Source organism: Rhizobium sp. 01T444, assembly GCF_056398305.1.
This window is the reverse complement of the sequence record NZ_JBFTPD010000003.1, coordinates 276,835-290,812: the sequence shown is the minus strand read 5'-3', so window position 1 is coordinate 290,812 and position 13,978 is coordinate 276,835. Positions and strand designations below refer to the sequence as shown.

The window sequence follows — 13,978 nt, the reverse complement described above, 5'->3', positions numbered from 1 at the left end:
GTCTCAGTGATGCGGATGCACGCACTTGCCGTGGTCGGCGAGCACCTCGATGACCCGGCACTGATCGACGCGGCCATGGCCGCAGCCCTCGACCATCTGCTCCAGTTCCGCCTTCAGGGCATTGAGGCTGCGGATGCGCTGTTCGACGTCGATCAGGCGGGCCTTGGCGATGGCATCGGCGGATGCGCAGGACTGGTGAGGGTCGTCCTGCAGCTGCAGCAATGTGCGGATTGCATCGATCTCGAAGCCGAGTTCGCGGGCGTGGCGGATGAAGGCGAGGCGGTTGAGGTCTGATGGTTCGTAGGAGCGCTGATTGCCCTCGCTGCGGCTTGGAGCAGACAACAAGCCGATGCCCTCATAATAGCGGATCGTCGGCACCTTGACGCCGCTCTGGCGGGCGGCTTCACCGATGGTGATCTTTTTCATGATTTTCCTCTTGCACCTCTAGTCGCTAGAGGATGTAGGAACGATACTGCTTACTAGCAAGGATCGAAATCATGAGCGAAGCAGCACAGGCACGGTACCGGGTTGGCGGAATGGATTGCGCCGCCTGCGCAACGAAAATCGATACCGCCGTCAGACGCGTGCCCGGCGTCGAAGACGTCTCCGTGTCGGTGACAGCAGGCACGATGACGGTGCGCCACGATGGCAGCAGCGATCTCAAAGCGATCGAGAAGAGGGTGACCGGCCTCGGCTATTCGGTTGCTCCGCTCACCGGCAAGGCTCCTGCTCGCGAGAGCAAGACCGGTCATGACCATGCGCATCACGACCACGATCATGGGCACGACCATGACCACGATCACGATGGGCATGAGCACAATGGCCACGACCGTGACGATCATGACCACGAAGGCCATGATCACAATCATGCTGGCCATGATCACGATCATTCCGGCCACGATCATGCGCATGGCACGGAAGAAATCGAAGGCCTGCATGGCCATGATCATGGACCGATGACCGGCCCCTGGTGGCAGAGCAAAAAAGGCCGGTTGACGATCCTTTCCGGCCTCGCACTCGTTGCCGCCTACGTGCTCGGCCATCTGGTGCCGTCGATTGCCCCCTATGCTTTCATCATTGCCATGCTGGTCGGGCTGGTGCCGATTGCCCGCCGCGCGGTCATGGCCGCCCTTTCCGGCACGCCCTTTTCGATCGAAATGCTGATGACGATCGCCGCGGTCGGCGCCGTCATCATCAATGCCGGCGAAGAGGCGGCGACAGTCGTCTTCCTGTTCCTCGTCGGCGAGCTTCTGGAAGGGGTGGCTGCCGGCAAGGCGCGCGCCAGCATCCAGTCGCTGACGACGCTGGTGCCTAAGAATGCGCTGCTTGAGACGGGCGGCGAGGTGAAGGAAGTGCCAGCTGAGACGCTTTCCGTCGGCTCCGTCATTCTCGTGCGTCCGGGAGACCGGATTTCCGCCGACGGCACCATTGTTTCCGGCGAAAGTGCCATCGATGAGGCGCCGGTGACGGGTGAAAGCACTCCGATTCGCAAGGGCGCAGGCGAGACGGTCTTCGCCGGCACGGTCAATGGCGATGCCGCATTGCGTGTGCGTGTTACGGCCGCTGCCGAGGACAATACGATTGCCCGCGTCGTCAAGCTGGTGGAGGAAGCCCAGGAATCGAAGGCGCCGACGGAGCGCTTCATCGATCGCTTTTCCCGCTATTATACGCCTGGTGTCGTCGTCGTGGCGGCTCTGGTCGCCGTTTTGCCGCCGTTGCTGATGGGCGGGGCATGGGGCGAATGGGTCTACAAGGGTCTCGCRATCCTGCTGATCGGCTGCCCCTGCGCGCTGGTCATTTCCACACCGGCGGCGATTGCCGCGTCGCTTTCGGCGGGCGCGCGCCGCGGTCTGCTGATGAAGGGTGGGGCGGTTCTGGAATCGCTTGGGAAGGTGACGGCCGTTGCCTTCGATAAAACCGGTACGCTGACCGAAGGCAAACCGCAGGTTACCGATATCCTTGCCTATGGACGCACAGAGGCGGAGGTGCTTTCGCGCGCTGCCGTTCTGGAGCAAGGCTCCAGCCATCCGCTGGCGCTGGCAATTCTCAATCGCGCCAAGGCTGATGGAGTACCCGTGCCGCCGGCTTTCGAAGTCGAAGCGCTCCCCGGCAAGGGCATGACCGGCAAGGTAGGTGGGGAGACGCTCGATCTCCTGTCGCCGCCGGCTGCGCGCGAGCGCGGGGCGCTGAATGCGGAACAGGACGAAAAGGTCGCGGTGCTGAACGGCGCGGGCAAAAGCGTCTCGGTGCTGCTCGTCAATGGTGTCGCCGCCGGTCTCATTGCCATGCGCGACGAACCTCGTGAAGACGCAAAGAGCGGGCTTGCGACGCTGAAGGCAGCTGGCGTGCGCGCCATCATGCTGACCGGCGACAACAAGCGCACGGCGGCAGCCGTTGCCGGCGATCTCGGCATCGACTGGCGCGGCGAACTCCTGCCGCAGGACAAGCAGCGCATTGTTGGCGAACTGAAGAAGGAAGGTCTGTTCGTCGCCAAGGTGGGTGACGGCATTAATGACGCGCCGGCACTTGCCGCTGCCGATGTCGGCATCGCCATGGGCGGCGGCACCGACGTGGCGCTGGAGACGGCGGATGCGGCTGTGCTGCATGGGCGTGTCGGCGACGTGGCCCGGATGATCGACCTTTCGAAGCGGACGATGCGCAATATCTTTCAGAACATCACCATCGCGCTCGGGCTGAAGGCCGTGTTCCTGGTTACCACCATCATCGGCATCACCGGCCTGTGGCCGGCGATCCTCGCCGATACGGGTGCGACCGTGCTGGTGACGATGAATGCACTTCGGCTTCTTCAGATAAAGACATAAAGATTTCTTTATATCATATTGACGTTGCGATGCGGCGGGTGCATGCTTGCCGCATCGTTGGTTCTTGGGATCTGTTGATCCCAAGCTAAGAGGGAATTCGGTGCGGCCATCGCCAAGACCGAAGCTGCCCCCGCAACTGTAAGCGGATAGACACCGTCCTTCGACGTCACTGGGAAGACGCCCGGGAAGACTGGACGATGTCGATGACCCGCAAGCCAGGAGACCTGCCGCGATAGATAACGTCCACGGGCGGGGTGTCCCGGTGTGCCGCTTGCGCGAGACGGCATTCCCATGGCCGTATCTCGTCGATGCGTTGCGCCGCAGCCTTGCCCATAACCTTCGGGGTAAGGAAAATGACTATCAAGACTGCAAATCTCGGCTTTCCCAGGATCGGAAAGCATCGCGAACTCAAATTCGCACTGGAGAGCTACTGGGCCGGCAAATCCGATGCCGGCGCGCTTCTCGATGTCGCGAAGCGGCTGCGGGCGGAAAACTGGCTCCTGCAGAAGCAGAAGGGGATCGACGTCATCCCCTCGAACGATTTCTCGCTTTACGACCATGTGCTCGACACGGCGGTCATGGTCGGCGCCATTCCCGCCGCCTATGGCTGGAAGGGCGGGCAAGTTTCTCTCGACACCTATTTCGCGATGGCGCGCGGCTCCACCGGCGAAGAGGCGCATGTCGATTGCGGCCATCAGCACCATCACGGGCATGGCGCGCCGGCGCTGGAAATGACGAAATGGTTCGACACGAACTACCACTACATGGTGCCGGAACTCGGCCCCGATCAGACCTTTGCCCTGACGGCGAACAAGCCACTTGATGCCTTCGTCGAGGCCAAGACACTTGGCATCCACACCCGGCCGGTCATCCTCGGTCCGGTTACCTTCCTGAAACTCGCCAAGGGAAGCGAAGAAGGTTTTGCGCCGATTGACCTGCTTGCACGCTTGTTGCCTGTTTATACAAAAGTACTGGCAGAACTTCGTGCAGCCGGTGTCGACTGGGTGCAGATCGACGAACCTTGCTTCGTGCTCGATCTTTCACAGGAAGAGCAGGCAGCACTGCAGCATACCTATCGTGCGCTGCATGAATTGGTGCCCGACCTGAAGATCATGGTCGCCACCTATTTCGGCGCGATCGGCGACAATCTGCCGACGGCGCTCTCGCTCCCGGTTGCCGGCCTGCATGTCGATCTCGTTCGCGCTCCACAGCAGATCGATGCCCTTTTCAAGGCACCCAGCGATCTGACATTTTCGCTTGGCGTCATCGACGGGCGCAATATCTGGAAGGCAGACCTTGCGGCGATCCGGGAGAGGATCGAGCCGCTTGTCCAGCACTTTGGTGCGGACCGGCTACAGATCGCGCCGTCCTGCTCGCTGCTGCACGTGCCGATCGATCTGGAACTGGAGAGCGGGCTGGATGGTGAGCTGAAATCATGGCTCGCCTTCGCTGCCCAGAAGCTTGAGGAGATCGCAGCGCTCGGCGATGCCGGCAAGGCCTCCCAGGTGATTGCGGCAGCCTCGCAGGCCGTTGCATCGCGCGCCGCATCTACGCGCGTACATGATCTGAAGGTCAGACAGCGGGTTGCCGCGATCGACGAGGCGATGAAGACACGCAGCAGCGATTTTGCCGAGCGGACCGGACTGCAGGAGCGTAAGCTTCGCCTGCCGCTGTTCCCGACGACGACGATCGGCTCCTTCCCGCAGACATCAGATGTTCGAAAGTCCCGCTCCGCTTTCACCAAGGGCACGATCAGCGAGGCGGATTATGATGCCTTTCTGAAAAAGGAGACCGAAGCGGCGATCCGCTGGCAGGAGGAAATCGGCCTCGACGTGCTTGTCCACGGCGAATTCGAACGCAATGACATGGTGCAGTATTTCGGTGAGCAGCTTTCCGGCTTCGCCTTCACTCAACATGCCTGGGTGCAGAGCTATGGCTCCCGTTACGTCCGACCGCCTGTTATCTTCGGGGACGTCTCCCGGCCGAAGCCGATGACAGTCGAGTGGTGGCGCTATGCGCAGTCGCTGACGGAGAAGCCCGTGAAGGGCATGCTGACCGGGCCGGTGACGATCCTCAACTGGTCCTTCGTGCGCGACGATCTCTCTCGCGCCGACGTCAGCCGGCAGATCGCGCTGGCGATCCGCGACGAGGTGCTCGATCTCGAAAGGGCCGGTGCGGCAATGATCCAGATCGACGAGGCGGCGCTGCGCGAGGGCCTGCCGCTGCGCAAGGCCGACTGGAAGACCTATCTCGACTGGGCCGTCGAGAGTTTCCGCCTATGCGCCTCCGGCGTGGCGGACGAAACGCAGATCCATACGCATATGTGCTATTCGGAGTTCAACCAGATCATCGATGCCATCGCGGCGATGGATGCCGATGTGATCTCCATCGAGACGTCACGTTCGAAGATGGAACTGCTGGAGGCCTTCCGTAGCTACAAATATCCGAACGAGATCGGCCCCGGCGTCTACGACATCCATTCGCCGCGCGTTCCTGATGTCGAGGAGATGACGGAGCTCCTGACGCTGGCGCGCGAGCGTCTGACGGACGGGCAGCTCTGGATCAATCCGGATTGCGGATTGAAGACGCGCAGGTGGGAAGAGGTTCGCCCGGCGCTCGTCAACATGGTCGCTGCCGCCCGAATATTACGACATGCCGCATCGACGATTCGGGCCTGAACCTGGAGTCGAAAATCAGAGAGCCGGCTATAGGCCGGCTCTCTTCATTGGGGCCTTCTCCACAGCCTACTTTCTTTAAGCATTCGTTAACCACGTTTTTCACAGGAATGTAGCAATTTCAAACATGCCGTAACGCGACGCACAAACCATCCGTTGACGCCAACTCCGATTCGAGTACTATATCTAGTGTTCACGGTTCCTTCGATTCGCTAGGGATCGCAGGCTAAGACGGGAATACGGTGCGGTTTGCCATGATGGCAAAACAAGGCCGGAGCTGCCCCCGCAACTGTAAGCGGCGAGCAACTGTCCGATTTCAGGTCACTGAGGCATGACGCTTTGGGAAGGCTGGGGGCAGGGTGCTTCGACCCGCGAGCCAGGAGACCTGCCTTGAACGAAACGTCCACGGGCGGGGTGTCCGGAAGGTCGCGTATATGTGAGGCGGATCAAATCCGCACCTGTTGCGCTGCCCCCGGAAGTCCGCATGAGCACTTCGGGGTTGAAGTCATGTCGAGAGCATCAAAGCCGCCGCCCGCGCAAATCCCGCGAGGGATCGAATCCGGCGTGTAAAACGCCAACTTTGCCAGATCAATATCGAGCGTTACCCCGGACGCCGCAAGGCGCCCGATCCTAGTTCTGCGTCCGGAATCCATTGACATCACGAGGAACATGATGAGCGTTACCGTTTACAGCAAGCCTGCCTGCGTTCAGTGCACCGCCACATATCGCGCCCTCGACCGCCTGGGCGTCGACTATCAGATCATCGATATCTCCGAGGATGCCGACGCGCTCGATCGCGTTCGCGGCATGGGCTACATGCAGGTTCCGGTCGTCGTTGCCGGCGAGAACCACTGGGCGGGCTTCCGTCCCGATATGATCAGCGCGCTCTCCTGATCGGAGAAGAGCGGTGGGCCTGATCGTCTATTATTCCAGCCGGTCTGAGAATACCCATCGTTTCGTCGAGAAGCTGGGACTGCGCGCGGCGCGCATTCCCGTAGGCGTTGAGGACATCCACATTCGCGAACCCTATGTGCTGATCTCGCCCACCTATTGCGGGGATGGCGGCCCCGGGATCGTAAAGGGAGCCGTGCCCAAGCAGGTGATCCGTTTCCTCAACGATGCGGAAAACCGCTCCAACATCCGTGGCGTCATTGCTGCGGGCAACAGCAATTTCGGCGAGACCTATGGGCTTGCCGGCGACGTGATCTCGCAGAAATGCCAGGTGCCTTACCTCTACCGGTTCGAGCTTCTGGGGACTGCCGAGGATGTCGCCAATGTCAAAGACGGGATGGGACGATTTTGGACACAGGAACAAATTTGACGCGAGATGCGGGCGCAAAACCGCTAAAGGCAGCGGACGCGCTGGATTATCACGCGCTGAACGCGATGCTGAACCTCTATGACGAGCAGGGCAAGATCCAGCTCGACAAGGACCGCATGGCGGCCAAGCAGTATTTCCTGCAGCACGTGAACCAGAACACGGTGTTCTTCCATAATCTCCGGGAGAAGCTCGATTATCTGGTGACCGAAGGCTATTACGAGCAGGAAGTGCTCGACCAGTATTCCTTCAATTTCGTCCGCGACCTGTTCGACGAGGCCTATGCCAAGAAGTTCCGTTTCCCGACTTTCCTCGGCGCCTTCAAATATTACACCAGCTACACGCTGAAGACCTTCGACGGAAAGCGCTATCTGGAGCGCTATGAAGATCGCATCTGCATGGTGGCGTTGGCACTTGCCGAAGGCAATGAGCAGCTTGCCCGTGATCTGGTCGAAGAGATCATCACCGGCCGCTTCCAGCCGGCAACGCCGACTTTCCTCAATGCCGGCAAGAAGCAGCGCGGCGAGCTCGTCTCGTGCTTTCTGCTGCGTGTCGAAGACAATATGGAATCGATCGGCCGCTCCATCAATTCGGCGCTGCAGCTTTCCAAGCGCGGCGGTGGCGTGGCGCTATCGCTGACGAACATCCGCGAGGCTGGTGCGCCGATCAAGCAGATCGAAAACCAGTCTTCCGGCATCATCCCCGTCATGAAGCTGCTCGAAGACTCGTTCTCCTACGCCAATCAGCTCGGTGCTCGGCAGGGTGCGGGTGCCGTTTATCTCAACGCCCATCACCCTGACATCATGCGCTTCCTTGATACCAAGCGCGAAAATGCTGACGAGAAGATCCGCATCAAGACGCTGTCGCTCGGCGTCGTCGTGCCCGACATCACTTTCGAACTCGCCAAGAACAATGAGGATATGTACCTCTTCTCGCCCTATGACGTGGAGCGGGCCTATGGCGTGCCCTTCACCGAGATATCGGTGACGGAGAAGTACCGCGAGATGGTGGCGGATGCCCGTATCACAAAGAAGAAGATCAAGGCGCGCGAATTCTTCCAGGTAATTGCCGAAATTCAGTTCGAGAGCGGTTATCCCTACATCATGTTCGAAGACACGGTGAACCGGGCAAACCCGATCGCCGGCCGCATCAGCATGAGCAATCTCTGCTCTGAAATCCTGCAGGTCAGCGAAGCGAGCGAATTCAACGACGACCTTTCCTACAAGGTGATGGGCAAGGATATTTCCTGCAATCTCGGCTCGCTGAATATCGCCATGGCGATGGATTCGGCCGATTTCGGCAAGACGATCGAGACCTCGATCCGCGCGCTGACGGCCGTTTCCGACATGAGTCACATCTCCTCGGTTCCATCGATCGAGAAGGGCAATGACGACAGCCATGCAATCGGCCTCGGCCAGATGAACCTGCATGGATACCTCGCCCGCGAGCGCATCCATTACGGTTCGGAAGAGGGCGTCGATTTCACCAATATCTATTTCTACACGGTGACCTATCACGCGCTGCGCGCCTCCAACCGTCTGGCGGTCGAACGTGGCGCAAGCTTCAAGGGCTTCGAGAATTCGAAATATGCCTCGGGCGAATATTTCGACAAATATACCGAGCAGGAATGGAAGCCGGCGACCGAGAAGGTTCAGGCGCTTTTCGACGGTGCCGGCATTCATATCCCGACGCAGGAAGACTGGCTGGAGCTGAAGAAGGCCGTGATGGCCTCCGGCCTCTATAACCAGAACCTGCAGGCGGTGCCGCCGACGGGCTCGATTTCCTATATCAACCACTCGACTTCCTCGATCCATCCGATCGTCTCGAAGATCGAGATCCGCAAGGAAGGCAAGATCGGCCGCGTCTATTATCCGGCGCCGTTCATGACCAACGACAATCTCGACTACTATCAGGATGCCTATGAGATCGGGCCAGACAAGATCATCGACACCTATGCTGCGGCTACCCAACATGTCGATCAGGGCCTGTCGCTGACGCTGTTCTTCCGCGACACGGCAACGACGCGCGACATCAACCGCGCCCAGATCTATGCCTGGAAGAAGGGCATCAAGACGATTTACTACATCCGCCTTCGCCAGATGGCGCTGTCCGGCACCGAGGTGCAGGGCTGCGTATCCTGCACGCTTTAAACGACCGGAGATAATGATGAACATGCAATTCAAACCGGTCAGCCGCGTGCGCGCCATCAACTGGAACCGTATCGAGGACGACAAGGATCTCGAAGTCTGGAACCGTCTGACCGGCAATTTCTGGCTGCCGGAAAAGGTGCCGCTGTCGAACGACATTCCCTCCTGGGGGACACTGACGCCGGCCGAGCAGCAGCTGACGATCCGCGTCTTCACCGGGCTGACGCTGCTCGACACGATCCAGAACGGTGTCGGCTCCGTCAAGCTGATGGCGGATGCGGTAACGCCGCATGAGGAGGCGGTGCTCTCCAACATCTCCTTCATGGAGGCGGTGCATGCGCGCTCCTATTCCTCGATCTTCTCGACGCTCTGCCTGACGCCCGACGTCGATGATGCCTATCGCTGGTCTGAAGAGAACGAATTCCTGCAGAAGAAGTCGGCGCTGATCATGGAGCATTATGCTTCCGGCGATCYCCTGAAGAAGAAGGTTGCGAGCGTCTTCCTCGAAAGCTTCCTCTTCTATTCCGGCTTCTATCTGCCGATGTACTGGTCGAGCCGCGCCAAGCTCACCAACACGGCCGACATGATCCGCCTCATCATCCGTGACGAGGCCGTGCACGGCTATTATATCGGCTACAAGTTCCAGCGCGGACTTGAAAAGCTCTCCGAAGAGCGCCGCCAGGAGATTAAGGATTTTGCCTTCGACCTGCTGCTCGAGCTCTACGACAACGAAGCGAAATATACCGAAGCGCTCTATGACGGCGTCGGGCTGACCGAGGACGTCAAGAAGTTCCTGCATTACAACGCCAACAAGGCGCTGATGAACCTCGGCTATGAGGCGCTGTTCCCGGCTGACGCCTGCAAGGTCAATCCGGCGATCCTGTCTGCGCTTTCGCCGAATGCCGATGAGAACCATGACTTCTTCTCGGGCTCCGGCTCCTCCTATGTCATCGGCAAGGCGGTGGCGACCGAGGACGAAGACTGGGATTTCTGAGGTTTATCTTTACGAAGCCTCTTATCATTCGGTCCGCTATCGCCCACATTCAGCGCGGTGTATTCGTTGAATGTGGCGTAGCGGGAGTTTTTTATGAGGCCCTCTTTCGAAGCGACTGATCCGGCAAGTGAAGCTGCCGAAGGGGTCTGGCCAATCCGCAGGCGCCGAATTCTCGATTGGCTGATCAACGAGACCCGCAACGAGCGTTTCATCGACAATATCCTGGTGGAGATGTGCAAGCGGCTGCTGGCAGCCGGCGTGCCGGTGAACCGGTCGAGCTTGCATTTCCGCACGAACCATCCGCAATGGATCGGCGCTCGCATCCTGTGGGTGGAAGGCATGGAAGAGGCAAAGATCGACACCTTTGCTTACGGGGTGGAAACCACGCCGCAATTCCTCAATAGCCCGGTCAACGAGATCCACAAAGGCGCCAACGAGGTGCGGAAGAACCTTGAGGATTTATGGGAGGGCGACGGCTATCCCTTCTACCAGGAACTGCGCGACGACGGCTATTCCGAATATATCGCCTGGCCGATCGATCATACGTTCGACAAGCGCCACGTCGTTACGTTCTCCACCAATAGGCCAGGCGGTTTTACCGGCGAACACTTGGATTTCCTGCGCGATCTGCTGCCGGCTCTCACTCTCGTCAGCGAGATCCGGCTCAAGAACATCATGGCGCGCACGCTGCTGCAGACTTATGTCGGGCCGCATGCGAGCGAACAGATTCTCTCCGGCGTCATCACCCGCGGCAGCGGCACGACCGTCGGCGCGGCGATCATGATCTGCGACCTGCGCGATTTCACGGCGATCTCCGATCTCTGGCCGCGCGATGACGTGATCCAGTTGCTCAACGACTATTTCGATGCCATGTCCGATCCGATCGAGCGGCATGGAGGCGAAATCCTGAAATTCATGGGTGACGGACTGCTTGCTATCTTTCCGCTGTCGAAGCCTTCGGCCTGCGAGGATCTGCTGACGGCGATCCGTGAAGGGCAGGAGGCGATGGCGAAACTGAATGAGCAACATCAGCGTTTAGGACGTGATCCGCTGCGCTACGGCGTCGGCGTCCACGTCGGCGACGTCATGTACGGCAATATCGGTTCGCGTCGGCGGCTGGATTTCACCGTCATCGGCCCAGCAGTCAACGTCGCCTCGCGGCTTGAAACCTTGACCAAGGAGGTCAAGCGGCCGGTGCTTTTGTCGCGCGCTTTCGTTGAGATGGCGACCTGCACGGAAGAGATGGACAATCTCGGCACCTTTCCGCTGCGCGGGCTCGGAGAGCCGGTCGAAGTCTTCGCCTTCCGCGAGAAGCCGATAAACGGTCGTGACGCGGCTTAGGCTTAGGCCACCGGAAAATTGATCTGCGGTGGCAGGAGCAGGCTCTGGCTCTCCGCTGCCGGATTGCTGATGCGCTGGAGAAGCATCTGGCCGAGATGTTCGCCTGCCTCGACCAGATCCTCGTAGATGGTTTCGATCTTCGGCTGAAGATGGGTGATGAGATGTGAGGTTTCCTTGGCGACGATATCATAGTCCTCCGCCAGGACGTGGCCCGCATCACCCATGGCACTGACAAGCGCCAGCGCGGAAACCTCGCCCGGGCAGACAAAGCCATCGGGAACATCGGGGGCTGCGGCGCGGGCGCGGAAGAAATCCCTGATCTCGTTGGCCGGTGAATCGAGCGTGACCGCTTCCGATATCTCGTAGGCGACGCCGGCCTCGCGCACGGCGGTCATGAAGCCATGAAGGATGTGCTGGCTGAAGGTCAGCCGCTTCGGCGGCATGATGACCGTAACCTTCTTCCTGCCCTTGGCGATCAGGCGCCGCGTGGCTTGATAGGCGAAAGCATAATTGTCGTAATCGACGTAGGGATGCGGCGTCGAAAATTCGGAGCGCCCGTGGGACACGAAGGGAAAGCCGACCTCCTGCAGCATCCGCACCCTCGCATCGAAGGGTTCCGTCCGCGTGAAGATCAGGCCGTCTGCGAAATTGTTGCGGACGATATATTCTGCCGCTTCGAGATCCGTCGTCGACAGGAAGTTCGGGGCGACGACGAGGTGATAGGATGTCTCTTTCAGCACCTTGGCGATGCCGTACATAATGGCCGTGCCGAAGCCGACCACTTCCTGATGCGGGTCGAGAAGAATGCTGATGACGTTGGTGCGGCCTGTCTTGAGGCGCTGGGCAGCCCGGTCCGGCAGGTAGCCGATCTCGCGGGCAATGCGATGGACGCGCTCGCGCGTCTCAACTGATATTTGCGGCGCGTCGCTGAGTGCGCGCGAAACCGTCGTCACCGCAAGACCGGTCAATGTCGCGATGGTACGCAAGGTCGGCTTGCCGCGCTTTTGCGCACCATCCGGATTTTCACCGCGTTGCAGTTGGGACGATTCGGTCACTGGGGACATTCCGTGCTGGATCGCGGCTACAATAACACGATGAAACCGGCACGCAATCAATCAATGCAAACGATTTAAATTTTTACAGTTTCTTAGGCGATCAGAAAAAAGGCAAATAAAATCAATATTTATCGGACTAATCATATTTTTCTCGGGAGTCGAGGAAGGACTTGACGTGACCGCGTTTATAACGTTTTAAATTGTTAACCGCGCTGGGAGGTGCGGTGTAGTGTGGTGTTTAGCCGCCCTCACGGCGGAAGACATCGTGGCGGCCGAGGTGGGTCTCGCCGCCACTTACGAACGGGAGGATATTCATGCGCAAGTTTTTGAGCTCGGCAGCTCTTGCTGTCGTGATGATGGCTGGTTTCGGCAGCGCTCACGCGGCTGACGTCAAGGAAGTTCAGATGCTGCACTGGTGGACATCAGGCGGTGAAGCCGCGGCGCTCAACGTGCTGAAGCAGGACCTTTCTAAGGAAGGCTTTGCCTGGAAGGACGTGCCGGTTGCCGGTGGTGGCGGCGACCCCGCCATGGTCGCGCTGAAGGCGATGGTGGCTGCCGGTAATCCGCCGACCGCCTCGCAGATGCTCGGCTATACCGTGCTGGACTATGCCGCAGCCGGCACGATGGGCGACATCACCGACATCGCCGTCAAGGAAGGCTGGGACAAGGCGGTTCCTGCCGCCCTGCAGAAGTTCACCGTTTATGATGGCAAATGGGTGGCGGTGCCGGTCAATGTCCACTCGGTCAACTGGCTGTGGATCAACAAGGCCGTCATGGACAAGATCGGCGGCACCGAGCCGAAGACCTTCGACGACCTGATTGCGTTGCTCGACAAAGCCAAGGCGGCCGGCGTCATTCCGCTCGCCCTTGGCGGTGAGAACTGGCAGGAAGCCACCATGTTCGACTCGGTCGTTCTGTCGACCGGCGGGCCTGAATTCTACAAGAAGGCAATGAACGATCTCGACGAAGAGTCGCTGAAATCCGACACGATGAAGAAGTCGTTCGACAATCTGGGCAAGCTGATCACCTATGTCGACCCGAATTTTTCCGGTCGTCAGTGGAATCAAGCGACCGGCATGGTCATCAAGGGTGATGCACTAGTGCAGGTGATGGGCGACTGGGCCAAAGGCGAATTCAAGGCTGCCAACATGGCCGCCGGCACCGATTTCCTGTGCTACCGCTTCCCCGGCACCGACGGCAGCGTCGTCTACAATTCCGATATGTTCGGCATGTTCAACGTATCTGACGATCGCAAGGCCGCTCAGGCAGCACTTGCCACCGCCACCTTGTCGAAAAGTTTCCAGTCGGCCTTCAACGTCGTTAAGGGCTCGGTTCCGGCGCGTACCGACGTTCCGGATACCGACTTCGATGCTTGCGGTAAGAAGGGCATAGCCGATCTTGCCGCTGCCAACGAGAAGGGCACCCTGTTTGGCTCGCTCGCCCAGGGCTATGGCGCGCCTCCGGCGATCGCCAACGCCTATAAGGATGTAGTGACCAAGTTCGTCCATGGCCAGATCAAGACGTCCGACCAGGCCGTCGAAGAACTCGTCAAGGCAATTGACGACGCTCGCTAATATTCCACCGACCAAGGCTTTCCCGCACTCTTGCGGGGAAGCCACAGCCCCT

At 59.5% G+C, this 13,978-nt stretch carries 10 protein-coding genes and 2 riboswitches; of the genes, 8 read left to right on the top strand and 2 right to left on the bottom strand.

Translation table 11 applies throughout. The annotated features are described in order from the left end of the window. Positions 1 to 3 precede the first annotated feature (3 nt). Complete coding sequence (locus AC1DTN_RS06895; RefSeq protein ID WP_113325416.1) at positions 4 to 426, bottom strand: MerR family transcriptional regulator; 423 nt, start codon at positions 424 to 426, stop codon at positions 4 to 6. A gap of 71 nt (positions 427 to 497) precedes the next feature. Between AC1DTN_RS06895 and AC1DTN_RS06890 the strand changes: the two genes are divergently transcribed. From AC1DTN_RS06890 to AC1DTN_RS06860, 7 genes are all read left to right on the top strand, one after another. After that, positions 498 to 2,822, top strand: a complete 2,325-nt coding sequence (locus tag AC1DTN_RS06890) for a heavy metal translocating P-type ATPase (protein ID WP_477920186.1) — start codon at positions 498 to 500, stop codon at positions 2,820 to 2,822. Between the two features lie 40 nt (positions 2,823 to 2,862). After that, positions 2,863 to 3,068: riboswitch (cobalamin riboswitch) on the top strand. Between the two features lie 107 nt (positions 3,069 to 3,175). Next, on the top strand, positions 3,176 to 5,500 hold the full coding sequence (gene metE, locus AC1DTN_RS06885; RefSeq protein WP_439016679.1) for a 5-methyltetrahydropteroyltriglutamate--homocysteine S-methyltransferase: 2,325 nt from the start codon (positions 3,176 to 3,178) through the stop codon (positions 5,498 to 5,500). 176 nt (positions 5,501 to 5,676) lie between these two features. After that, positions 5,677 to 5,904: riboswitch (cobalamin riboswitch) on the top strand. Between the two features lie 265 nt (positions 5,905 to 6,169). Further along, positions 6,170 to 6,391 carry a glutaredoxin-like protein NrdH gene (gene nrdH / locus AC1DTN_RS06880; RefSeq protein WP_007820342.1) on the top strand — a complete coding sequence of 74 codons (222 nt, stop codon included), beginning with the start codon at positions 6,170 to 6,172 and terminating at the stop codon, positions 6,389 to 6,391. Positions 6,392 to 6,404: 13 nt separating this feature from the next. Next, a complete protein-coding gene (gene nrdI / locus AC1DTN_RS06875) occupies positions 6,405 to 6,818 on the top strand; it encodes a class Ib ribonucleoside-diphosphate reductase assembly flavoprotein NrdI (RefSeq protein WP_439016678.1) in 414 nt (137 codons plus the stop codon). Continuing rightward, positions 6,797 to 8,965, top strand: a complete 2,169-nt coding sequence (nrdE, locus tag AC1DTN_RS06870) for a class 1b ribonucleoside-diphosphate reductase subunit alpha (protein WP_477920183.1) — start codon at positions 6,797 to 6,799, stop codon at positions 8,963 to 8,965. Before nrdI ends, nrdE begins: the two co-directional genes overlap by 22 nt. Before the next feature lie 16 nt (positions 8,966 to 8,981). Then, the gene (gene nrdF / locus AC1DTN_RS06865) at positions 8,982 to 9,956 is read left to right on the top strand and encodes a class 1b ribonucleoside-diphosphate reductase subunit beta (protein WP_477920181.1); all 975 of its coding nucleotides are present in this window, start codon (positions 8,982 to 8,984) and stop codon (positions 9,954 to 9,956) included. Positions 9,957 to 10,049: 93 nt separating this feature from the next. Next, positions 10,050 to 11,297, top strand: a complete 1,248-nt coding sequence (locus AC1DTN_RS06860; RefSeq protein WP_477920179.1) for an adenylate/guanylate cyclase domain-containing protein — start codon at positions 10,050 to 10,052, stop codon at positions 11,295 to 11,297. Positions 11,298 to 11,299: 2 nt separating this feature from the next. Here AC1DTN_RS06860 and AC1DTN_RS06855 read toward each other — a convergent pair whose 3' ends face one another. Then, positions 11,300 to 12,352 (bottom strand): LacI family transcriptional regulator, encoded by a 1,053-nt coding sequence (locus tag AC1DTN_RS06855; RefSeq protein ID WP_477920178.1) that lies wholly within the window; start codon positions 12,350 to 12,352, stop codon positions 11,300 to 11,302. Between the two features lie 314 nt (positions 12,353 to 12,666). Between AC1DTN_RS06855 and AC1DTN_RS06850 the strand changes: the two genes are divergently transcribed. Beyond that, the gene (locus tag AC1DTN_RS06850) at positions 12,667 to 13,926 is read left to right on the top strand and encodes an ABC transporter substrate-binding protein (RefSeq protein WP_442206484.1); all 1,260 of its coding nucleotides are present in this window, start codon (positions 12,667 to 12,669) and stop codon (positions 13,924 to 13,926) included. Positions 13,927 to 13,978 lie beyond the last annotated feature (52 nt).